This is a genomic window from Edaphocola flava (genome assembly GCF_004118155.1).
In the GTDB taxonomy this organism is placed as follows: domain Bacteria; phylum Bacteroidota; class Bacteroidia; order Chitinophagales; family Chitinophagaceae; genus Edaphocola; species Edaphocola flava.
In genome coordinates, this window is sequence record NZ_SAIQ01000001.1 from 1 (window position 1) to 24,851 (window position 24,851).

The 24,851-nt window shown below is 42.4% G+C and carries 16 protein-coding genes; 8 read left to right on the plus strand and 8 right to left on the minus strand.

The window, feature by feature from the left end; genetic code table 11:
- Positions 1–361: 361 nt before the first annotated feature.
- Positions 362–1,300 carry a UbiA prenyltransferase family protein gene (locus tag EMP01_RS00005; RefSeq protein ID WP_129019445.1) on the minus strand — a complete coding sequence of 313 codons (939 nt, stop codon included), beginning with the start codon at positions 1,298–1,300 and terminating at the stop codon, positions 362–364.
- Between the two features lie 141 nt (positions 1,301–1,441).
- Between EMP01_RS00005 and rpsT the strand changes: the two genes are divergently transcribed.
- Together rpsT and EMP01_RS00015 are read left to right on the plus strand one after the other, a co-directional pair.
- Positions 1,442–1,693, plus strand: coding sequence for a 30S ribosomal protein S20 (gene rpsT / locus EMP01_RS00010; protein WP_129019446.1), 252 nt, complete (start codon positions 1,442–1,444; stop codon positions 1,691–1,693).
- Positions 1,694–1,791: 98 nt separating this feature from the next.
- Complete coding sequence (locus EMP01_RS00015; protein ID WP_129019447.1) at positions 1,792–3,060, plus strand: DUF2851 family protein; 1,269 nt, start codon at positions 1,792–1,794, stop codon at positions 3,058–3,060.
- Positions 3,061–3,105: 45 nt separating this feature from the next.
- Here the strand turns inward: EMP01_RS00015 and EMP01_RS00020 are convergent, their stop codons facing one another.
- A complete protein-coding gene (locus EMP01_RS00020) occupies positions 3,106–3,648 on the minus strand; it encodes a hypothetical protein (protein ID WP_129019448.1) in 543 nt (180 codons plus the stop codon).
- A 179-nt stretch (positions 3,649–3,827) separates the two neighbouring features.
- Here EMP01_RS00020 and gyrA point away from each other — a divergent pair, with 179 nt between their 5' ends.
- From gyrA to EMP01_RS00050, 6 genes are all read left to right on the plus strand, one after another.
- The gene (gene gyrA, locus EMP01_RS00025) at positions 3,828–6,554 is read left to right on the plus strand and encodes a DNA gyrase subunit A (protein ID WP_317125579.1); all 2,727 of its coding nucleotides are present in this window, start codon (positions 3,828–3,830) and stop codon (positions 6,552–6,554) included.
- A 96-nt stretch (positions 6,555–6,650) separates the two neighbouring features.
- The gene (locus EMP01_RS00030; protein ID WP_129019449.1) at positions 6,651–7,424 is read left to right on the plus strand and encodes a 3'-5' exonuclease; all 774 of its coding nucleotides are present in this window, start codon (positions 6,651–6,653) and stop codon (positions 7,422–7,424) included.
- 11 nt (positions 7,425–7,435) lie between these two features.
- A complete protein-coding gene (locus EMP01_RS00035) occupies positions 7,436–8,167 on the plus strand; it encodes a polyprenol monophosphomannose synthase (protein WP_129019450.1) in 732 nt (243 codons plus the stop codon).
- Positions 8,168–8,988: 821 nt separating this feature from the next.
- Positions 8,989–9,993, plus strand: a complete 1,005-nt coding sequence (locus tag EMP01_RS00040; RefSeq protein WP_129019451.1) for a fumarylacetoacetate hydrolase family protein — start codon at positions 8,989–8,991, stop codon at positions 9,991–9,993.
- Between the two features lie 99 nt (positions 9,994–10,092).
- On the plus strand, positions 10,093–11,559 hold the full coding sequence (locus tag EMP01_RS00045) for an oligosaccharide flippase family protein (RefSeq protein ID WP_129019452.1): 1,467 nt from the start codon (positions 10,093–10,095) through the stop codon (positions 11,557–11,559).
- A 103-nt stretch (positions 11,560–11,662) separates the two neighbouring features.
- Positions 11,663–14,590, plus strand: coding sequence for an outer membrane beta-barrel protein (locus EMP01_RS00050; RefSeq protein WP_129019453.1), 2,928 nt, complete (start codon positions 11,663–11,665; stop codon positions 14,588–14,590).
- Between the two features lie 76 nt (positions 14,591–14,666).
- Here EMP01_RS00050 and EMP01_RS00055 read toward each other — a convergent pair whose 3' ends face one another.
- The 6 genes from EMP01_RS00055 to EMP01_RS00080 form a co-directional block, all read right to left on the minus strand.
- A complete protein-coding gene (locus EMP01_RS00055; RefSeq protein WP_129019454.1) occupies positions 14,667–16,457 on the minus strand; it encodes a T9SS type A sorting domain-containing protein in 1,791 nt (596 codons plus the stop codon).
- A 141-nt stretch (positions 16,458–16,598) separates the two neighbouring features.
- Positions 16,599–18,410 carry a T9SS type A sorting domain-containing protein gene (locus tag EMP01_RS00060; RefSeq protein WP_129019455.1) on the minus strand — a complete coding sequence of 604 codons (1,812 nt, stop codon included), beginning with the start codon at positions 18,408–18,410 and terminating at the stop codon, positions 16,599–16,601.
- 536 nt (positions 18,411–18,946) lie between these two features.
- Positions 18,947–20,740: a T9SS type A sorting domain-containing protein gene (locus tag EMP01_RS00065; protein ID WP_129019456.1), complete on the minus strand. Its 1,794-nt coding sequence runs from the start codon at positions 20,738–20,740 to the stop codon at positions 18,947–18,949.
- A gap of 129 nt (positions 20,741–20,869) precedes the next feature.
- Positions 20,870–21,130 carry a hypothetical protein gene (locus tag EMP01_RS00070; RefSeq protein WP_129019457.1) on the minus strand — a complete coding sequence of 87 codons (261 nt, stop codon included), beginning with the start codon at positions 21,128–21,130 and terminating at the stop codon, positions 20,870–20,872.
- Between the two features lie 847 nt (positions 21,131–21,977).
- Entirely contained in the window at positions 21,978–22,835 is an 858-nt protein-coding gene (locus EMP01_RS00075; RefSeq protein ID WP_129019458.1) for a hypothetical protein, read from the minus strand.
- A 338-nt stretch (positions 22,836–23,173) separates the two neighbouring features.
- The gene (locus tag EMP01_RS00080) at positions 23,174–24,772 is read right to left on the minus strand and encodes a pyruvate dehydrogenase complex dihydrolipoamide acetyltransferase (RefSeq protein ID WP_129019459.1); all 1,599 of its coding nucleotides are present in this window, start codon (positions 24,770–24,772) and stop codon (positions 23,174–23,176) included.
- Positions 24,773–24,851 lie beyond the last annotated feature (79 nt).

Below are 24,851 nucleotides of genomic sequence, written 5' to 3' on the forward strand. Positions count from 1 at the left end.
CTCCTATCGTGCGCCGACCGCCGTTTCGTTGGGAGTGCAAAGGTAAATAACCTTTTTACAAAAACCAAATCTTTTTTGAAGTTTTTTTTTATTCCCTTCGGTCCGTTACCAAACCTCCAAAAATACCTCAAACACAATACCAGCCTCACTTCCCATTCAATCTTAAGAGCAACCCCCGTTTCCGTAAGGGAGTGCAAAGATAGGCACCTTTAATCTCCTGAACAAATCTTTTTACTACTTTACACCTAATACACCTGATTACTTTTCATCATAACACAATACCAGCATACATTACAAGCCACATATATTCTTTAAAATATAGGTAAAAAGGAGGAAAAGGGGTGGAAATAAGCACATTGACCTACATTTTACTGATCAAAATCCCGATCAGGGCCTTTAGCAACATCAGTCCATCTACAATAAACAGGTAAAACAGTAATGGCTGTGGGCTTCTAAGCTTATATATCACCCACCCCAGTGCTGCGAGTGGTATATATCCCAATACAAGCTGTACAGAATTGTATCCTAATGTGGTAGCCAGTATATACCAGCATAACAATGCTACTATATACAATGGCATGATTATATATAGTATGCTACGTTTGAGTCCAAGCCATACAATAAAGGTACGTAACCGGCTACGGGCATCGACGGCATAGTCTTTAATATCAAACAGGATACAAAGCTGTAGTATATATATAGTATTATACAGAAACAACAAAACAAACGAGGCCTGCATCTGCTGATGCTGTCGCTTTACCCACAGGCTTGTCAGCACAGGAAACCAGGAAACCAATGCACTCCATAAGACAGCAATCACCAATGGCTTGAGCAGTCCGTAACGTCGTATATTAAAAGAACCCAGTCCGACATATGCCAAAGCCAGCAGCATTACCAATCCAAGGGAACCGTATTCGGCGCTGGTTATGATATCGGCATTCAGGATAGGCCAATAATAATATATGGTGGCAATGGCGATAATCGTTGCCAGCAAAAACTGCTGCGCTCTTACCAATCGTCCATTACGTATATACCATAACGTTCTTTGCAGATAGAAGGGGTTTTGAAAGACACTTGCCTCGTCTGTCTTATCCAGCGAACGGTAAGCATGGGTATAGAATACAATAACCCCCAGGAAGAGCATGAGCAGATAATGAATATCCACAGCAGTAAGGCCCAGAATACAAAGAGACTCGAGCGATAAGGCCAACGCACAGAACGCATAGAAGTAGTTACCGAAAAATAAAAATTTAAGTAAGTTATGTCTTAATATAAATGCCCGTATCTTTGCTATCGTCATAAAAATCACCGGATTATGCCCGGTCAAGGTATATGTTATCAGGGTCAAAAATAACTATGATAACAAAAAAAATAAAAAAAGTTTGACAGATAAAAATAATTATATACCTTTGCAGTCCAAATTTTATAACAACATTTTACAATGGCAAATCATAAAGCAACCCGTAAAGACGTAAGACAAGCTGCAAAGCGTCGTGAGCGCAACAGATACTATGGCAAAACTACACGTAATGCCATTCGTAACTTGTTAGCTACTGAAACAGAAGCAGCTACAGAGAAATTACCTAAAGTAATTTCCATGATCGATAAATTAGCTAAACGCAACGTTATCCACAAAAACAAAGCAAACAACTTAAAATCTAAACTGACTAGAAAAATTAAAGCAATCGCTTAATTTTTAATCAGTTAAACATATCCAGTGCGGATTCCTTCGGAATCCGCACTTTTTTTATGTAAAAATTCCTACCTTCCCCATAACTAAACACCTCCTTAATGAATGAAAAATTATTCCAGTTTATCTGGGAGTATGCTCTATTTGATATAACTGAGCTCTATCTCCAGGACGGAAGAGCTGTAACAATCCTGCGACCGGGAATAGCCAACCGGGATGCCGGCCCTGACTTCATCGGCGCAAGAATCAGAATAGGAAACACCATATGGGTAGGCAATGTAGAACTACACCTGAAAGAAAGTGACTGGACCCGGCACGGGCATGAGCATAATCGTCAATACCAGAATATTATCCTGCATGTTGTACTGGAGGCAGACAGCCCTTATGTTCAGGGAAACTTTCCTGTACTGAATCTCTCCGGCAAGATCAACCATAGATTACTGGATCATTATAACAAACTCATGAGCCGGCCAACGGGTATATCATGTGCCCCACTTGAACGAAATATATCGGATCTGGTATGGACGCAATGGATAGACCGGCTCTTACATGAACGCTGGGAGCAAAAGACTGGCATACTAAACACCCATTTACAGCAGCAGCACAATGACTGGCACCAACTGTTCTATCTGCAACTGGCCCGGTATTTCGGAGCCGCTGTAAACAACCAGGCATTTCTGCAACTGGCCACTTCTACCCCATTTTCAATCCTGGCAAAGCACCGAGATAATCTTCCGCACCTGGAGGCCATACTCTTCGGCCAGGCGGGCCTATTGCCCGAGCAGGCCCAAGGGCCTTATACCATAGAACTGACCGTACATTATGCATTCTTTCGCCAGAAATACGGACTCACTGGTATGCAAGGTCATGAATGGAAATTCCTGCGCATGAGGCCTGCCCATTTTCCGACAATACGCATTGCACAATTTGCTATGCTGATCCATAAAAGCCGACATCTTTTTGATCAGCTTATCAGCACACCTGTGCTTTCTGCAGTGCAGGTCAGGGCTCTGTTACAGGTCAATGTGAGTGAATACTGGAAACAGCATTATGTGTTTGAAAAAACATCTGTCCGCAAAGAAAAGCTCATAGGCAGACAAATGGCGCAAAACCTGCTGATTAATGCGGTTATACCCATCAGGATACTTTATGACCGGTATATCGGGAATATGGAGCGAACAGAGGCCTTATCTACCCTGCTCCGCACACTGCCACCAGAAGAAAATCACATTACGAACCTGTGGAAACAATGTGGCTTTGGTATCAGCGATGCATATACCGCTCAGGCGCTGATACAACTTTATGAACATTACTGCCTCCCGAAACAATGCCTGCGCTGCGCGATCGGGTTAAGTATTTTAAAACAATAAAGGGAGCCGATGGCTCCCTTTATTGTTTTAAAATACTTGTATTGATTACATACCCTGAAATATCTGGCTGTCATTGCCTTTATTATTCGGCAGCATTTTCATTTTATTTTTATAGCCTGCAGTTTGTACCCAGTATACGATCCAAAGTACAAAACTGGCAAGACTTATTATGAATGCAATTACACTTAACGGACCACCAGTTGTAGGAGCTTGTTCTACGACACCATCCAGCAAGCGCTGTATTTGTTTAATCTGCTCAGGCATACTCTTAATGCTTAACAGAGCAGAAATTACACCTAAAATAGCCATAACAAATCCAACAGTATAGGTTGGCTTTGCAGTTGGTAATGGTTGACCTTTAGCACTATATTCCGCCTCTATTGTTTCACTGATTCTTTTAGCTACTACAAACATCCAGTAAACCTTAAACAATGGAATTAATAACAGCCATACATATCCTGGCTTCATTTTCCTGTTCATTGGATCTGCTGCTTTAATTGTATTTTGCAGATTGAGTAAATATAGAATTGCAATTATCAGTCCTATCAATCCGAAGAAAGCTATCATGCCAAGAATCATTGCCTGCATAGTTTAGTTGTTTTTAAGTTTTTAAAATAAGTTTAGGACGCAAAATACAATTATTTCCCATAAAAGCAAATTGAATCCCCCCACATAAAGTAGTTTTCAACAATGTGGAAAAAGCTTTAATATATGGTATTTCGACCGCTGAAATAGCGTATATTTGCGAGACTTTTTAAGCGAAGATAATGAGCGACAACACAAACGATATGCTTCCTACAGACGGAAGTGAACAAGAAAACAGAATTGTAGCGGTTAATATCGAGGAACAGATGAAGACGGCGTATATCGACTATTCAATGTCGGTAATCGTAGGTCGTGCGCTTCCTGACGTGAGAGATGGTTTAAAGCCAGTACACAGACGTGTACTGTATGCCATGAATGAACTGAGTATGTCGCATAACAAGCCATACAAGAAATCTGCCCGTGTAGTAGGGGAAGTTTTGGGTAAGTATCACCCGCATGGTGACTCTTCTGTGTATGACGCAATGGTGCGTATGGCACAACCATGGAGCATGCGTTATATGATGGTTGATGGTCAGGGTAACTTTGGCTCTCAGGATGGTGATGGTCCGGCAGCTATGCGTTATACAGAGGTACGTATGCAACGCTATGCAGAGAGCATGATCGAGGATATCGAAAAAGAAACGGTTGACTTTGGTCTTAACTTCGATGATAGCCTTGAGGAACCGACTGTGCTCCCTACCCGTGTACCACAATTACTGGTTAACGGTTCCAGTGGTATCGCCGTAGGTATGGCTACAAACATCATGCCGCATAACCTGACCGAAGTAATCAACGGTTGTATTGCTTATATCGAAAATAAAGAAATCACTATAGATGAGCTGATGCATCATGTAAAGGCTCCGGATTTCCCGACCGGTGGTATCATATTTGGTATCGAGGGCATCAAACAAGGCTTCATGACCGGAAGAGGTCGTGTGGTGCTGCGCGGAAAGGTTAGCGTGGAAACCATGAAGAATGGCAAAGAGCAGGTTGTTATTACAGAAGTACCTTACCAGGTAAGCCGTGATGCCCTGGCCGAAAAAATCGGTTATCTTGTAAATAATAAAATCATCGATGGTATCACGCATGTGGCCAACGAATCGAATAAAGACGGTACCCGTGTAGTAGTAGAGCTGCGCAGAGATGCAGTAGCTCAGGTTATCATTAACCAGCTGTATAAATACAGTGAACTGCAAACATCATATGGTATCAATAATGTAGCCCTGGTTAATGGTCGCCCACGAACACTCAACCTGAAAGATATGATTTCAGAGTTTGTTGGTTTCCGCCATGTGGTTGTTACCCGCAGAACACAATTTGAATTAAGAGAAGCGGAGAAGCGTGCACATATCCTGGAAGGTTACATGAAAGTAATCGGTACACAGGATGACCTGGACAGAGCGATCAGAATTATCCGCGAAAGCAAAACTCCGGATGATGCGCGCGAAGGACTGATGACGGCTTTCGGTCTGACAGAAATTCAGGCAAAATCTATACTGGAACTGCGTTTACGTACACTTACCGGTCTTGAAATTGACAAGATCAGAAGTGAATATGAAGAATTACAGAAAACAATCAGCCGTTTGAAAGAAATCCTGGATAATGAGCATATCCGTTTCGATATTATCAAAGGTGAATTACTGGAAGTACAGAAGAAATTCGGTGACGAACGTCGTACTGAAATTCAGTATGCAGCCGGCGAAATGCGTATCGAAGACCTGATCGAAGAAGAAGATGTGGTGATCACCATCTCTCACTTAGGTTATATCAAACGCACGTCTGTAGCAGATTACAGATCACAAAAAAGAGGTGGACGCGGTGCTATGGGTGGCAAAACCCGTGAGGAAGATCACCTGGAACATCTGTTCATTGCCTCTACACACCATACCTTATTATTCTTTACAGAAAAGGGAAGATGTTACTGGCTTAAAGTTTACGAGATTCCGGAAACAGATAAAAATGCCAAAGGTCGTGCGATCCAGAACCTGATACAACTACCTCAGGATGATAAGATCCGCACCATCCTTGATGTTCCGAAACTGGATGATGAAGAATTCGTAGAGAAACATAATATCGTACTGTGTACGAAACAGGGTATCATCAAAAAGACCAAACTGAAAGACTTTAGCCGTCCGCGCCAGACCGGTGTGAATGCGATTACGATCAATGAAGGTGATCAGTTGCTGGATGCTGCACTTACAGATGGTGAAAGCTTTATTATGATGGCGATTAAATCTGGTCGTGCGATCAGCTTTAATGAAGATAAAGTAAGGGCTACCGGCCGCGGTGCCATTGGTGTATCCGGTATCGAACTGGAGGGAGCTAATGATGAGGTAATCGGTATGATATGCTTATCCAAAGATCCTAAAGATCGCGATAAACATGTACTGGTTGTTTCTGAAAATGGTCTGGGTAAACGTACGCCATTCTTTGAATTGATTGGCGAAGATGCCTCTCAGGAAGATCGTGAGAAAGCATTTACACTGAAAAACGAAGATGGTGCAGAAGAGCTGTACCAGTTAAGCTACCGCATTACCAACCGTGGTGGTAAAGGGGTTAAGACGATGAACATCAGTGATAAAACAGGATCTCTGGCCGGCCTACTTTCTGTAAACCAAACCGATGACCTGATGATTACCTGTAAAAGCGGCTTAACCATCCGTATGAAGGTAGAAAATGTACGGGAAGCCGGTAGAGCTACACAGGGTGTGAAGCTGATCAATCTTGATGCTAAAGACCAGATTGCAGCTATCGCCCGCATTTCGGAGCAGAACGAAAATGAAGAGATTGCAGAAGAAGGAGAAGAAGGCCAGATTGTAAACGGTGAAGGTACATCAAGCGGGGAAACACCTGCAAATAATGATGAGACCGGATCTGCAGCTCAACCTGAGCCTACTACAGAGGCATAGGCATAACGGACTCTTACAGTCCTGACAATATAACCAAAACAGTAAACGACTATTGATTTTATGACAATAGTCGTTTTACATAAGATAAACATTTATATGGCACAGTTACAACTAGAGAAACCAATTGCATTTTTTGACCTGGAAACTACCGGTGTAGACCCCGCAAAAGACAGGATTATCGAAATTGCTATTGTGAAACTGAATCCGGATGGCAGTAGAGAATCGTATGTAAAGAGAATCAATCCGGAAAGACCAATACCGGCAGAGACAACTGCAATACACGGAATAAGTGACGAGGATGTAAAAGATGCCCCTACTTTTAAACAGCTGGCCCACGAGATTTTCAATTTTATAAAAAATTGTGATTTAGGTGGTTATAATTCTAATAAATTTGACATCCCATGCCTGGCAGAAGAATTGCTGCGAGCAGGTGTGAATGTAGACTTTAAAAAGAGAAAGCTGGTAGATGTGCAACAGGTATTTTACAAAATGGAGCCGCGTACCTTAAGTGCTGCCTATAATTTCTATTGCCAGAAAGAGCATAAGAATGCACATGCTGCCCTTGCAGATGTGGAGGCAACAATTGAGATACTGGAGGCACAGCTGGATAAATATGAACAGACCGTTCATAATAATGTGGATGAATTGCATAAATTTACCGGCGGAGATGATTTTGTTGACTATGCACGCAGAATAATATTGAAGAATGGTATCCCGGTGTTTAACTTCGGTAAGCATAAAGGTACAGCTGTTACAGAGGTGTTCCGTAAAGAGCCTCAGTATTACGACTGGATGATGCAATCGGACTTTGCGCTGAATACCAAACAATGCATTTCTGAGATCCTGAACACGATGTTACTCAAAAAATAATAGCAGAAGAATTGGCAGCAAATACGCACAACGAGAAAAAACTGGTCGTTATACCTACATATAACGAAAAAGAGAATGCAGCACTGATCATTGCTGCGGTTATGGACTTACCCGGAGACTTCCATGTACTGATCGTGGATGACGGCTCTCCGGATGGTACTGCCACGATTGTAAAAGGACTGATAGCAGAGCAATATACCGGTAGATTATTTATTGAAGAACGCTCCGGCAAACTGGGATTGGGTACGGCTTATATTCACGGATTTAAATGGGCCCTGAGCAAAGGCTACGATTATATTTTTGAAATGGATGCCGATTTCTCTCATAACCCCAAAGACCTTACCCGCTTATTCGAAGCCTGCCATGACGGTGGTGCAGACCTTAGTGTCGGTTCCCGTTATGTAAAGGGCGGCAAGCTGGAGAACTGGCCTGCAGACAGGATATTCCTGTCCAAAGGAGCCTCTCTTTATACCCGCCTGATTACCTGGATGCCGGTAAGAGACAGCACTGCAGGATTTGTATGTTACACCCGCAGAGTACTGGAAACCTTACCGCTTGATAAGATCCGCTTTATTGGCTATGCCTTCCAGATCGAGATGAAATACCGCTCCTGGAAAGCCGGCTTTAAGATCAAAGAAGTTCCGATTACCTTCACTGACCGTGTCCTGGGTGCCTCCAAAATGTCAAAAGGCATTATTAAAGAGGCGGTACTGGGTGTATGGAAAATGAAATTTTTTGTATAAATCAACAGACTGTTACATAAAAGCATAAGGCGTTCATATATGAACGCCTTATGCTTTTATGTAATCTAAAGAAATAGGGAATCAAGCTTACCCTTATCTCAACTAAATATTCACTAACCTATGCTCGCGTTTCTTAGGTATCTGTAGCCCAAATACAGCAATCATTACGACTAGTTCCAAAGCGATATATTTTTTGCTGAAGATGGCCATTGCTCCAATTTGTATGATCAGAAATAGGACAAGCCACCCGAAAGGCAAATATTTTCTTTTGATAGCGAACAGATACATCAGGAAACACAATAGCGCGTGTATTCCAAAAAGAACAGACCGATAAGGTATATACCCCAAGCTATTTTTCGCAAGAAATTCATTGCCGGAAATGATTATAAATGGCACTGACCACATTGCAGCCAGTATCGATATTAATTTGGAAGATTTGTACAGTATACTCGCTAAATTTTCATTCTTTAGGTATTTAAAGAGCATAAAAATCAATACGAACACAATATGGCTAGTAGAAAACACAAGCATATAATTATACCAGATATTATGCATCAAATATTCCGTGGAGTGTAAATATCCATATAACATCGGTAGCATATAAATACAGGCAACAATTATGTTTATACTTCCAAAGCGCCTGCTATAATACGCCATAGAAAAGATTATCAGTAAAAACAGCAAGCCTAATAATCCATATAAACACAGCTCTTCATTCGTCATAAATTATTTTTCTCAAATTAAATATTATTCAGTCGAATGGCAAATTAAAACTTAAATTTGCCGGACATTCTGAATCAAAAACATAACTTATTTATACAATGAAATTTGTATCTCATCTGCAAAACGGAAAAGAACAAAGTGCCGTTCTTTTAAATGGCAAATTATATAATACCAATGCATTGGATGCGGCTTTGCCAAATACCATGATGGGTATGCTGGACCAATGGGAAAGCAACTTTGCAGCTGCTAAAAAAGCAGTTGCTGCTCTGGAAGCCGGTTCTGTATCGGTTGACAGCATTGACTTCGATGCAGCGCATATCCTGGCTCCGGTACCCCGCCCTACCTCCTGCCGTGATGGTTATGCCTTCCGTCAGCACGTAGCTGCGGCACGCCGTAACCGTGGTGTAGAGATGATTGCAGAATTTGATCAATACCCTATTTTCTATTTCACCAATCACAATGCAGTTCAGGGACCTGGTGCGATTGACTGTATGCCGGATCATTTCGACAAACTGGACTTCGAACTGGAAGTGGCGGTAGTTGTGGGTAAAAAAGGCCGTAACATCACTGCTGCAGAAGCGGATGATTATGTTGCCGGATATTGTATCATGAATGATATGAGTGCCCGCACCCTGCAAATGGAGGAAATGTTACTGAACCTGGGACCTGCGAAAGGTAAGGATTTCTCTACCGTAATCGGACCATGGATGATTACTCCTGACGAACTGGAAGCCTTCAAAATACCAGCGAAACCAAACCATACCGGCAACAATTACAACCTGAAAATGACTTGTAAAGTAAACGGTATCCAGGTAAGTGAAGGTAATGTGGGTGATATGGACTGGACCTTTGCGGAGATCCTGGAGCGTTGTGCTTATGGTGCGGACATCCTGCCTGGTGATGTGATCGGTAGTGGTACGGTAGGTACAGGTTGCTTCCTGGAACTGAACGGTACTGCAAAACTGAACAATCCTGATGCGGTGCCACAATGGCTGCAACCTAATGATGAGGTAGTGCTGGAAGTGGAGCAAATGGGTGTACTGACCAATACAATTAAGGCAGTCGATACAGACTTCTCTATCCTGAAATTAAAGAAGAAGTAATTCTTCGCGGTTAAATATCATAAAAGTGTTGCGCAGGCCATAGGCCTGCGCAACACTTTTAAACGGAATTCTTTACCTTGCAATTCAAAACAAAAGACCTTGCGTAAACATTTTGTACAAAATCTGCTGTTCCTCATCCTGGTTAATCTTATAGTAAAACCACTATGGATTATGGGTATCGACCGCACGGTGCAAAATACAGTAGGCAACACCGTATATGGCACTTATTATGCCATCTTCAACTTCACACTCATCTTCCAGGTATTACTGGACTTCGGTTTGCAGAGTTACAACAACCAAACGGTTTCGAAAGCCCCTCAGGCTATGCGTAACCTCTTTCCTAATATTGTTGTAGCCAAGCTGATATTATCGGTCATATACCTGGCTATTGTCTTTATCCTGGGCTTGATCTGGGGCTTTGTCCAGCAGGATTTCATACTGTTATCGATCCTGGCACTGCTACAGATTGCGAGTTCCTTTCTCTTATTTTTCAGAAGTAATATCTCGGCCCTGCAACGCTTCAAAACGGATAGTATATTCTCTGTACTGGATCGTTTTATCGTTATTGCAATCGTATCGCTATTATTGTTCCTGCCGCAGATCAAGGCACATTTTAAAATCGAATACTTTGCCCTGGCCCAACTATTGGCGTTCTCAATAGCATTGATCGCTGCATTTAAAGTATGTACCCGGCTGAATACGATTCACTGGCATCATATACACTTGCGTAAGGTAAGGCTGGTATTGAAGCGTAGTATACCCTATGCCCTGCTGGTATTCCTGATGGGCATTTATATGCGCTCAGATGTGGTCCTGTTAGATAAACTGGCGGAAGAAGGTGTGGCCGGTAAGTATGCCGCAGCTTTTCGCTTACTGGATGTCAGCAATAATATGTCTGGTGTATTACTGGCAGGCTTATTATTACCGCTCTTCGGTAAGATGATTGCACAGAAAGAGGCTTTTCAATCTATACTCAGACTTTCCGTAAACTTGTTGCTCCCTGCATCTTGGGGCCTGGTACTGATTACCCTGTTCTGGGGCGAGCAGATCTTTACCGGTTTATACAAAGAAGTGACCACACAGGACACACCCATATTGCAATGGCTCATGCTGTGCCTGCCCATGTATGCTATTAATTATATCTACAGTACCTTGCTTACTGCAAATGGCAGTATAAAAATCCTGGTACGCATTTCCCTTGTTGCGGTAGTACTTAATGTAGGACTGAATCTTTACGGCATTTATACATCCGGTGCCGATGCCGCTATTTTTACAGCCCGCAATGCATTCATCACCCTGCTCTTTACCAGCATCTGCAATATCTGGTTTGGCCGCAAGATCATGCAACTGCGTTTCGATCCGAAATGGATAGCCAGGCTCCTGGCATTTGCCGGCCTGAGTTTTGCTGCGGCGTATGGAATTACACAAGTGGCAAGTGGCTGGTCTATGTGGTTACAAATCACTGCCACCGCAGGTTTGTCACTAATGATCTATCTGCTTTGCGGCATTATTTCTTTCAAAGAGCTTCAAACTCCGCTGAAAAGATTTAGTTCACCGCATAATTGATTCATAATTAAACCCTTAACAATCTTTTGTTTCTAATTAGGGCATTTATCTTCAAATAAGTGTCAAATTTGCTTTTCTATATACAAAACAAACAATACAGCATATGAGGCTTTTCAGCACATTAATCGCAGTTTTACTGTCCGTTTCCATGTATGCACAGGAGATGCGAAAGATCTCCGGCATCGTAAAGGACAATTTTAACGAAGAAGTATTCGGAGCAGTAGTTCAATTAAAAACTACAGAAAACAAATACGTAAAGAGTACAACTACAGTCGACGACGGTAGCTTTATTATAGAAAATGTTGCAGCCGGAAAGTACATACTTTCTATTACCAGTATGGGTGCGCAACCGATCGACAAAACGGTTGAGGTGGGTGAAAAAGACCTTAATATCGGTATTGTGAAATTCGGATCAGCGGCGACCAATCTTAAAGAGGTGACGGTGACCAGCACGGCCATTACCGGGCAGCAAAACCAGGATACCTCTACCTTCAATGCCAATGCTTACAAAGTTAATCCTGACGCTACAGCTGAGGACCTGGTGAGAAAAATGCCAGGCATAGACCTTAGTGGTGGTGATGTAAAAGCACAGGGTGAGAAGGTGAGTAAAGTACTGGTTGACGGTAAACCATTCTTTGGCGATGATGCCTCCTCTACCCTTAAAAATCTGCCCGCTGAGGTGATCAGCAAAATCCAGGTATATGATGAAAAAAGTGAGCAATCAAGACTCTCTGGTGTGGATGACGGAGAAACAGTAAAAGCGATCAACATCATTACCAAAGCGGAAAAAAGAGAAGGTACCTTCGGTAAGGCCTACGCAGGCGGTGGCCTGGACTTCAATAGTCTCAAAGGCAATAGCAATATTACGGACGATGCCTTTCGCTACAGCGCCGGTGCAAATGTGAACTACTTTAAAGGGGATCGCCGCATCAGCATCATTGGTCAGAGCAATAATATCAATATGCAGAATTTCAGTTCGCAGGATCTGCTGGGTATTGCCAGCTCCAGCGGCGGACGCGGATTTGGCAGAGGCGGCCCTGGCGGCGGCAACAGCAGCAATAACTTTATGGTGAACTCCCAAAACGGTATTGCACAAACCAATGCTGTGGGCCTGAACTACACGGATAAACTGGGTAAAAAAGTAGAACTGACGGCTAGTTACTTCTTCAATAATACCAATACAAATACAACACAGCAAACCGATCGCCAGTATGTACTGAACAATGAATCTGGTCAGACATACACTGAACAGAGCAATGCCACTTCGCATAACTATAATCACCGTATTAATGCACGACTGACGTATACGATTGACAGCTTTAATACACTACTGTGGATTCCGTCGGTATCATTCCAGCAAAATAACAGTACATCGAATATGTTCGGTAGTACCAATACGATTGACAACAGCATTGCGAATACCACCAAGAATGATTACACTTCCAAGCTGAACGGGTACAACTTCAACAACATGCTGATGTATTTCCATCGCTTCCGGAAACAGGGTCGCTCTTTCAATATCCGTGTAAACAATACGGCTAACAGCAATAAGGGTAACAGCAACTTCTATGCAATCAACACTTACTACCCGACTACAAACCTGAACGACACGCTGGATCAGTATGGCGATCAGAACCGTACCGGATGGAGTATGAATACTAATGTTGAATACACTGAACCGATTACTAAAAACAGTGGTCTGCAGATCAGTTACACTAATGGATACCAGAAAACCAATTCTGACAGATTAACTTATAACTACGATTACAATACTTCAGCTTATACTGATCTGGATACTGCGCTGAGCAACCAATATACTACGGTTTATAAAACCAATGCTGCTGGTCTGCGCTATACATTCAACAATAAAAAGATCCGTTTCAATGCGGGTGCTGATGTACAGAAGGCTATCCTGGAGGGCGATCGCATATTCCCTTACGTATCGGATATCAATAAAAACTTTGAAAACATTCTGCCTAGAGCGATGATGCGCGTGAACTTCAGCAAGACCAAAAACCTGGGATTGTTTTACCGTACGTCAACCAATGCGCCAAGCGTAACGCAGTTACAAGACGTGATTGACAACTCTAATCCGCTGCAACTGACTTCCGGTAACACTGACCTGAAACAGGCGTATACGCATAATCTGTTCAGCCGTTACTCCAGCTCCAGCGCTAAGAATAACAGTATGTTCTTCGTGATGTTCAGAGGGTCATTGACCAATGACTATATCGGTAACAGCACATACATTGCGGCAAATGATACTGTTGTGGGTAATAATGTGTCTCTGGCAAAAGGTGGTCAGTATACGACACAACGCAATATGGACGGTTATTACAGCTTTAATGTATTTACCACATACAGCACTCCGATTCCGGCATTGAAATCCAACATTAACATAAACCTGAACGGTGGTATTACCCGTACACCTGGTTATATCAATGACGCAAAGAACTTCTCCAACAACCGTAATGCAGGTGTAGGATTGGTATTCAGCAGTAATATCAGTGAAAAAATAGACTTTACCTTGTCTTCTAATACAAACATGAATTTTGTAAAGAACACATTGAACAGTAACGCAGATAATAACTACCTGAACCAAAGTACCCGTTTATCGGCCAACTATATTTTCTGGAAAGGAATGGTCCTGAATACAGAACTGAACCACCAGTTTTATCAGGGGCTGACCAGCAATACCAACCAGAATTTCCTGCTCTGGAACGCTGGTATCGGCAAGAAATTATTTGCTAAGCAACAGGCTGAGATTCGCTTATCTGTATTTGACTTACTGGGTCAGAACAGAAGCATTGCACAAACCTTCACGGAAACCTATAATCAGACGGTTTCTTCAAATGTACTGCAACGTTATTTCATGCTGACCTTTACCTACAACATCAGAAACTTTAAGAAAGGAAGTTCTGAAAAAGACATGAGCAATGGCAATGAAGGTGATCGCATGATGCCTCCTCCGGGTGCTCCGGGTATGATGCCTCCCCCTCCGGGCGGTGGCGGTGGCCCAATGATGAATTAATCAAAATGAATATAAATATAATGGCGGGATGCAAATTGCATCCCGCCATTATATTTATATATACTCTTTGGTAATCTTATTTTCTAAGCATTATTTTTTTCGAAGCAAATCCTTCTTCTGTAGAGAAGGTTACCATGTACATACCGTTGGATAAACCGGAAAGATCCAGCTTGCGGTTACCATTCTGTACCTTAGCAAAGCCCGTTGTATATCCTTCCTTACCAGACAGGTCATATACTTTTACGTTGATATCCTGACTGGATGTAAAGTTGTATTGAACCACCAGGTTACCATCAGTTACCGGGTTAGGATAAACAGAAATATTATCTGACAGGTCTTTTGCAGCTGTTCTGATACCTGTTGTTGTGATCACCGAACAGTTCGATTTCACTGCATCAACAGTAGTCGCACCAGTATTAGCTGGATCAAGCCATGGCTTCAGTTTGCGGTTATCTGCGGTACCATTTACACTATAATCCCATACGTAAGAGAACTTACTGTAGGCTACATAATCACCGATATTAGTTGCCTGACCGGCAGCATTATTGATGCAGGAAGCCGGTACACTTTGATTGCCTCCAATAGACAACTGGCCAATCAGGTAACCATCTCCATTGAACAATCCGCTACCCGATGAACCGGTAGATCCATAACTGTTCTCCAGAAACATTGCCCAGTGCGTATTAGCCGCTCCTAAGTTGGATGACTGGATCTGGTGGGTGTACGATAATTTTTTATTATCACCATCTGGGTGATGGAAGCCGATGAATTTTTTAGGCTCGCTGACACTGGTAGCAATACTACCACTGTTGTTCCAACCAGACAATACTGCATCGTAGCTGCTTGGGATAGCTTGTTTCATCTGCAGCAGCATAAAGTCACCTTTGATGTTATTTGTACTTACATTGGAATTGTAATCAGCACGTGCTACAAAGTTCAGGCCAACCATGGTATTGGAAGTCGGCTCCGCACCTGTTCCGGCACAGTTTTTATATTCAAAATTGAAACGGGTCAGTGCCTGGTTGAAAGTTGTGCTGGACACAGAGCCTGTTCCCTCACAGTGTGTAGCCGTCAGCAGATAAGCCTTACAGCTACCTACTGCATTACCCGTATTGTTCACCAGTGTACCGGAGCAAAGGCTATAGCCCTGCCCTGCCGGAATCAATATCTGTACAGTAGCTTTCCTGTTATTGGCATACTGTGTACCCTGCGGACATATTGCATTCACCATACAGGTAGAAGATAAACCGTTCAGCTGATCGTCGACCTGGTCCAGCGGCTGGTTGCCTGCATAGACGCGCAGGTGCTCAATCGCACGGTGAAAAACGGCTGCTTTATCAGCATGCAGTTCAATGGCATTAATATCTACAAAAGGATCAATGTTCAGCTCTACAGTTACCTTATTACCTTGTATAGCATCTGTAGCAAACGTACCGGATGCGTCATTATTCTCTGCATCGAATGCACCTAATACCTGTTTGTGGTTTTCATTGCTCAGGTATAAACGTACGCCTTTAGGCAGATTGAAACGATCATACAGCAGACCAATAGCCGGTGCACCGTCAATACTGATTTGTCCTCTCCATACACGTTGGCCGTTATCCAGTGTTACCATCTGACCCGATTGCGGGAATCCAAAATCAGCGGTAGTGTACAAAGCTGCCAGGAATGGTTTGGTAAAACGTGTATCTTCTTTGTCCTGTGCCAGGTAAGCATCCCAGTCCGGGTTGGCATACCGGGCTACCGGAATATTGCTAAAGTTGACATTTGTCTGGAAAGATAAGGGTAAACCTCCCTGGCTGATCTGGGCATGTGCACCATAAAATGTACCTGCCAGTATTGCGCCGATTAATAAAGACCTTTTCATTATAAATGATTATAAAATTGAGCTTACAATATTAACGAAAAAATAGATGTAAATCTGCTCCCTGGACCTGTACTTCAAAAAAATGACAAAGGAGCGGTACTATATACAGTACCGCTCCTTTGTGTGTGTTATTCATTATGATTACTTCTGAATCATTATTTTTTTAGTGGTGAATCCTGCTTCTGTAGCTACTTTTACCAGGTACATACCATTTGGCAGGTTGCTCAGTTCCAGCTTGCGCACGCCTGATTGTGCTTTTACGACTTCTGCCTGGTACACTGTCTTACCACTTACATCATACACGGTAATATACATATTACCGGCATTAGGTAAGTTGTATTGCAATTGTACATTGTCACTTACAACCGGATTAGGATAGATCGTTACATTATCAGACAGGTCTTTGTTTACCGTATTTATTCCTGTACTGGACACGGTTGAACAATCTGCTGCATTTAAAGATTCTACAGTGGCTGCGCCTGTATTATTTGGATCCAGCCATGGTTTCAGCTTACGATTATTGGCGGTACCATCAATGCTGTAATCCCAGTCAAAAGAAAATCTGCTGTAGGTCACCCAGTTCATAGCATATACATCTGCTACCTGGCCTTTGGCATTGACATGACAGGAAGACGGCGGATTGCCCTCTCCGGCAACGGATGCAATACCGATCAGGTAGCCATCCGGGTTGAATAAACCGCTACCAGAAGATCCTCCGGCAACATAACCTTCCTGCAGCATCATCTCCCAGTGCGTATTACTTACACCAGAACCCAGATCAGTACTGCCTATGGTATAAGTATAAGATGTTTTTTTAGCATCGCCCGCCGGGTGGTGAAATCCTATAAATTTCTTAGGAGCACTGGTGGTGCGGCTGATGTTGGCATTATTGTTCCAGCCGGCTACAATCGCATTGTATGAAGCGGGTACCGTCTGGCGCAGCTGTAACAACAAAAAGTCTCCTTTAATATCTGAAGTAGAGAAGGATTCGTTATAGTTGGCACGGGCAATCACATTAGCACCGGTCATAGACTGTGCCGTAGGCACCTGGCTTGAAGCGGCACAGGCACTTTTTTCGAAATTAAAACGAACCAGTATCTGGTTGAAGGTGGTATTACTTAAAGAACCTGTACCCTCACAGTGAGATGCGGTAAGAATATAAGGTTTACTACAGTTAGCAGTACTATTTGCGGTGGTATTGACCAATGTACCGGAACACAGTGCGGCACCGTTACCTGCCGGCAATAATGTTTGTACGGTTGCTTTTCTATCGCGTGAATAGCCATCTCCCTGCGGGCAGATCGCATTGATCATACATACAGATGAGGTGCCAATAAGTGCGCTGTCAATGGCAGAGGCAATGGTCTGTCCGCCACCAATAGTATACTGCGCCAGGTGCTCAATAGCACGATGAAATACAATTGCTTTATCGATGTGTAACTGAATATCGCTCAGGTTTACAGCAGGGTCGATATTCAACTCTACATTAACCAGTCCACCTTGAACTGCATCTGTAATAAATACGCCTGAAGGATCATTATTAGTAGCATCGAAAGCGCCTAAAACCTGGTTCTGCGTTTCATTACTCAGGTACAATTGCACCCCTTTGGGCAGATGAAATTTATCGTACAGCAGACCTATCGCCGGTGCATCCTGCACCATGATCTGTCCTCTCCATATACGTTGCCCGTTGTCCAGGGTAATCAGTTGACCCGACTCTGGAAAACCAAAATTTGCAGCGGTATACAAACCGGCCAGATATGGCTGATTAAAATCTGCCGAAGCCTGCTCCAGGTAAGCATTCCAGTCCGGATTACTGTAGCTGGACAATGGAATGTTGCTGTAGGATACTTTATTGCGTAAAGACAGTGGCAGGCCACCCTGGCTGATCTGCGCCTGGGCACTATATATTGTGCTTGCCAGGACTGCACCGATTAATAGAGATTTTTTCATTTATTCTTCAAATAAAAATTAAGCTTACAATATTAACGAAATTACGAATATTAATATTGCTGCTAAAAAATATGTTAGTCCAATGACAAAGCACCTGAATACGCACGCTAGCATTCCAACCGCAACATCACATTAACTTAATGCAGTGCTAAAGCCTGTTTATAAGGGCTTGCGGCTTAAACCTTGGATATAAGTTGGCGTCATAGACTGACAACTTATAAAACCAATAATAAAATGAAAACCTTTGTTTTTTATGCCCTGTTTTTATTTTTAGGGGCGATGCTTTTTCAAAGCTGCGTGGTGAGTCCTTATCCACGTCCATATTACCAAAATCATTACAGGCCACATGGTTATTACCGTAGTCCCGGCTATGCCCGTCCACATATGTATCATGCACCCCGCCATTACAATAATCATTACCGCCCAAACCATCCGAGATGGTAGGGGCCTGTTATAATAGTGTGGAGGTGTGATTGTGTTAAACGCAAGAACGGTTCGGATATTCCGAACCGTTCTTATTACCTATATCTCTCAAACTATCGTTGAATCATAATCTTTTTGGTAGCAAAACCATCTTCTGCCGCTACTTTCACCAGGTAGATACCATTTGGCAAACTACTTACATCCAGCTTTTTCATACCGGATTGTGCTTTTAGTACTTCAGTCTGATATACTGCCTTACCAGTTACATCATACAGGGTAACAGACAGATTTGTCGCCGCCTGCAGGTTGTATTGCAGTTGTACATGATCGCCTGTAGCCGGATTAGGGTAAACGGAAATATTATCAGACAGGTCTCTGTTTACGGTATTGATACTTGTTGTATTGGCCGCAGAACAGTCGGATTTCACCGTAGCAACGGTAGTGGCACCGGTATTAGCCGGGTCCAGCCATGGCTTCAGCTTGCGGGTAGTGGCTGTACCATCTACACTATAATCCCAGTCATAGGCAAACTTGCTGTAATAGATGGCATCCATAGCATATACAGTAGCTCCGAAAGCATCTACTTTACAGCTGGCCGGTGGCTGATACTCCCCTGCTACAGAGGCTACACCTACCAGTAGACCATCACCATTAAACAGACCACTACCAGAAGAGCCGGGAGCTACATAACCTTGATTCCAAATAATCTCCCAGTGACTACCACTCGCACCTACATCGGCACTCTGCATAGACTGGGTAGTAGATAGTTTTTTATTATCTCCATAAGGATGGTGAAATCCTATGAACTTCTTAGGGGCAGTATAGCTGTTGGCTATAGACGGACTATTATTCCAGCCGGATAAAGTAGCACCTGCTGCGGTAGGAATATTCTGTAACAGCTCATACAACATAAAGTCGCCTTTGGTTTGATCTGCAGGAGTAGCGGATGAGTAGGCCGAACGGGCAACCTTCCTTACGCCTTGCAGGGTATGACTGGTTGTTGCAGCGGCCCCACCTGTACAGGAGGCGTTTTCAAAATTGAAACGTACCAGGTATTGATTAAAGGGGTTATTGGCATCTTCTGAACCGGATTGATTACAGTGTGATGCGGTAAGGATATATGGCTTACAACTAGCTGTAGTATTGCCGGTATTATTTACCAAAGTTCCGCTACAGGCCGACCCGTCGGAGTGGATGATCTGAACGGTTGCGGTACGGTTATTACCGTAACCGGTGCCCTGCGGACAGATAGCATTTATGTTGCAGACAGATGATCTGCCATTCAGCTGTGCATCGATCTGATCCAGGGGCTGATCTCCGGAAATGGAATACAGCTTCAGGTGCTCGATAGCACGGTGGAAGACCATGGCCTTATCAATATGCAGTTTGATATCGTTCATGTCTACATTTGCATCAATATTCAATTCGACAGTAATGACATCGCCCTGTACTGCATCTGAAGAGAATACCCCATCCTCGATATTGTTACTGTGATCAAATGCACCCATTACCTGCTGCTGATTGGCATTGCTCAGGAACATGCGCACGCCTTTGGGCAGAAAGAAACGATCATAGAGTAAACCGATGGCTGGTGCGCCTGATATCTGTATCTTGCCTCTCCATATTTTCTGACCATTATCTAAGGTGATGAGCTGGCCAGATTGCGGGAAGCCGAAATCCGTACCGGTCAGTAGAGCGACCTGCAAAGGGCGATTGGTACCGGTTTGTTCTTTTTCCTGTTGCAGAAACGCATCCCAGTCCGGATTGGCATAAGTAGCTACCGGCATACTATTGTATATAGTTTTGTCCTGGAACGAAAGCGGCAGACCGCCTTTGCTGAGTTGTGCATAGAGGCTGCCTCCTGACACTATTGCACATACTCCGAATAATAAAAACAATTTTCTCATAAAGAATGCTTCATTTAATTTTCATCAAAAATAAAAGCCGTGATGCAGAGTACCCGGTTAATTAAGGTTAATCAGGCCCTGTTTAACCTTAATTAACCCAGGCAGGGCTTTTATAGCCCTGCTACACGGCTACTGTATCGAATAAAACATATAAGCACCCGCGAGGAGGAACACGACAATGCCTAAACCCAGTTCATAAGCATTCAGTTTGCGGCGATGACAAGCCACCAGGAATAATATGAGTAATAAAGACAGGTATATCAATCCTGCACTGTTTTTAAACGCACGCATATCTTTCGGTAAAAGAGAAAGCGCATACGATAAACAGGCACTGATGCCCAGCAATACCCAGCCGAGAAAATCCTTTTTGTTGAATAATGTTTTAAACATAGGTAGTAAGTGTGTGGTATAAAATTAATGTAACAGAACGAATGGAAACGGTAGCTTACCGGCTAATTTGGCCGTAACAATTTGGCTACTTACTTCGATAATGGCACTATCATCAGACTTCATTTCAATAATAATATCTGGCAATAGCCATAACTATTGCCAGATAATGTTTTACAGTTGAATACTTATCTTTTAGTTTTTAAGTAATACACAATAATTCCAATGATCAAAGCAAATATTCCATAAAGAATAGCATACTTCATACGCTTTGTATTATGTCTATTGTAATACAAAAAAATCGCCAGGAGGATAAAAGTAATAGCTAATGTTACGTCTTTGATTATCTTAAGTGTCTCATTATGATAGGAAGGTATCACAACACCTACGAATGCAATAACTATGGTAGTAAATCCAAGCCATCGTTTATTAAGATCCTGTTGCTTCTTACTTGTATAATATAGATAAATTAACGTGAGGGCAGCCGAAACTCCGAGCACTGCTTTCTTAATGATCATTATTGTTTCACCATGCGAGGGAATGATCATTCAAATAGTAGGAATGCAAATAATTGCCAGCCAACGTTTATTCAGTTGTGTTTCCATACAGGGTTTTTTCAGTTATTGTAATCTCTATGCCCCCATTATAATTGTGACATACTTTGTTGCATATCAATTAGGGTTTACTCCTCTTTCTAAATATGCCAAATATGGATACGAATATTATTGTTGCACATAGGGAGGAAAGCATTGCTTTTCCCAGATTACCCCAAACCAAAAAATAATTAAACAATGATAATATGGCCCAATAGAGCACGGCGCTGATAAGTAGTTTTTTCATAGATTTGAATTTATCCAAAAATAGCATCCATGATAGCCCAGGAAACAGACCCTCCTATAGCACCACCAACAGCTCCGAGTACCCAACCAGGAACAGCTCCAATACCCGGTACAGTTACAGCACCTGCAAATGCACCGCCGATTCCTCCTGTTATGGCACCTCCAATATCTGCTTTTGTAAATTCTTTCCAATACTGGGTAGCAGTACGACCAGCAATGTTTTTGGCAGCTATTGTCTGCCATTTAACATGGTTATCCTCCCAATATTTAAAAGATGAAATACCAATTGAAGCTGCTAAATAGATTGTCTGTTTATCTCTGCTGCTTAATCTATTATCAAGTTTTAAATTATTCATTAAATTAGTTACAGTCTGATTGTATGCATCAGCATTCTGAAAATCCTCAGTCTTGTAAAGTATACTGAAGTATTCATTTTGAACTGCTGTAAGATTACGTTGTATATCACTGTTAATACCATTTGTATAATTAGTTCGTAAATTACTTAAGTCACTGTTAAGTTGAAATTTGCTAATAAGATCTGAAAAAGAATTTGAAAAATTCGCAGAAACTGATCCCATGCCATTCTGGTCAAAATAATCATGAATCCCTGATACTATCCCATTAGTTGTTACTAAATATTGAGATTCATTAGGATTATTAGTCAAACGGTTATAGTAATACTCTAAAGATTGATTATGCATATTTCCAAATGTGATGTAATCATCGAAATTGTCCATATTCAATTCAGTGGAAATAGTTTTAAGTTGACTCTTCTCAAGTTTGTTCTGACTGCTCTCTTCTTTTTGACATGCGGTGAAAGTCATAAATCCAGCAAATGCAACTGCTGTAAATAGAATTAATTTTTTCATTGTGTTTACTAAATTTTGTTATAAAATAATTTTATTTAAATGACCAACTTGAAAATTCTTTCAAATTCCATCTGATTTATTCTTAAAAACTTCTTGGAAGTTATAGTACCTCGGATGTTTTGGGTTAATCATTGTTCTATTACATTCAAAATTTTCATGGATGTAATACAGATCAAAAATGAAGATAATTTTCAACATAAAATGAAATCATATCACATATTTATCAATAGATATATTAAAAATTGATTAATAGAAGAAAATAATCAACATAATGGATATAAAAAATGCGCTGCAAGAATCTTGCAGCGCATTTTTTATATGTAAAACCAGTTGAGGTCTTATACCAGCATCGTTACCGGGTTTTCCAGGTAAGCTTTCAGTGTTTGCAGGAATGAAGCACCCACAGCACCATCTACCACACGGTGGTCGCAGCTCAGGGTCAGTTTCATGATATTACGTACCACGATTTCACCGTTTTCTACAACCGGAGTTGCTTCGATTTTACCTACAGCCAGGATACAGCTATCCGGTGGATTGATGATTGCCGTAAATTCATCGATATCCATCATACCCAGGTTAGATATGGTAAAGGTATTACCAGTAAATTCCTGTGGTTGCAGTTTTTTATCTTTTGCTTTTTTAACCAGTGTTTTCGCTTCTGCAGCAATAGCCGACAGCGGTTTCTGATCTGCAAATTTCACTACCGGAACGATCAGGCCGTCTTCTATAGCTACAGCAGTACCGATATGAATATGGTGGTTTTCTCTTACGAAATCGCCCATCCAGCTGCTGTTTACAGCAGGGTGCTTGCGCAGTGCCATTGCAGATGCTTTGATCACCAGGTCATTAAAGGAAATTTTGGATTCAGATATAGCGTTCATTGCCGTACGGGCATCCATCGCTTTATCCATATTTACAGACATCTTCAGATAGAAGTGAGGGGCAGTAAACATGCTCTCGCTCAGGCGCTGTGCAATTACCTTTCTCATTTGAGATAACTCAATGTCTGTATGAGATTCCTGACCTGCAATTACAGGTGCAGCCGTACCGGAAGCAGTGCTTGCTTTAGCAGCAGGTACATAATTCTCTACGTCTTTCTTTATAATACGGCCACCATCTCCGCTGCCCTTCAGCTCAGAGAGGGTGATACCTTTATCTTTAGCCATTTTTCTCGCCAGTGGAGAGATTTTCACACGACTATCATCGCTTTCTGTCTTTGCCTCCGTTGCAGGTGCTGCAGGAGCAGATGCTGATGCAGCTGGTGCCGGAGCTGAAGTGCTTTCAGCAGCAGCAGGTGCTTTATCTTTTTGTGCATAGTAATCCAGGTATGGCTGTACATCTGTACCCGCTTTACCCACGATAGCCATAACACCATTTACCGGTACGCCTTGTCCCGCAGGAACGGCCTGGTATAATAATACGCCATCCGCGTAAGGCATTACTTCCATTGTCGCTTTATCGGTTTCTACCTCTGCGATAACATCGTCAGATTTAACCGTATCACCCACATTCTTAAGCCATGCCGCGATCTTACCTTCTTTCATGGTATCGCTCAACAATGGCATCTGAATTACACTTGCCAGTGATGTATCAGGAGCAGCAACCGGAGCCGCTGCAGCAGGTGCAGTTGCCGCCGGAGCCGGAGCGGCTTCAGCAGGTGCTGCAGGCGCAGCAGATTCATTCAGGAAAGAAGATATATCCTCACCCTCTTTGCCTATAATAGCTAAAATATCGTTTACCGGAATATTCTTTTTGTCGCTGATGTATAAAATGGTACCGTCGACATAGGGCATTACTTCCATAGTTGCCTTATCTGTTTCCACATCTGCAATTACATCGTCCGCTTTTACCTTATCTCCAACTTTCTTGTGCCAGCCCGCGATAACACCTTCTTTCATGGTATCACTTAATAAGGGCATACGTACTACTTCAGCCATAATATGTTTGTTCGTGTTTGTATTTAATTTTCAACCTCCAAATATACTGCATATCCATGATACAACGAGTATATTCAGC